Annotated in this window: 1 protein-coding gene; it reads right to left on the minus strand. The window is 34.8% G+C overall.

Annotation, left to right across the window (positions count from 1 at the left end; translation table 11 throughout):
- Nucleotides 1-345 (minus strand): peptidoglycan-binding domain-containing protein (locus FLK20_RS21470; RefSeq protein WP_194165725.1); only part of this gene is annotated, 345 nt, incomplete at both ends.

Here is a 345-nt window from a genome sequence, read left to right on the forward strand (position 1 = left end):
TCTCTTTGGAATTGTTTGACCTGGCTCTCCATATAGCTTCCAAATAGTGTTGTAACTGTGATATGACCATACCCTAGCGTATTTAATTTCCGCTTAATCTCTGGGATATCATTATGACGTTTTCCTCTTTGGAATGGACTATTATACACACTATTTAACTTATTCTTAGTGACATTACCAATCATACCATTAACTGTCATTCCATAGTATTCTTGAAATCTTCTTACTTGGGTTTCCATGTAACTTCCAAATAGTGTCGTCTCTGAAATACCTCCAAAACCAATTGCATTTAATTGTTTCTTAAATTCTACAATTTCTGAGTGTCTATCTCCACGACGGTAGATA

The sequence above is a fragment of the Oceanobacillus sp. CFH 90083 genome (assembly GCF_009389585.1).
Taxonomy (GTDB): domain Bacteria; phylum Bacillota; class Bacilli; order Bacillales; family Amphibacillaceae; genus Oceanobacillus.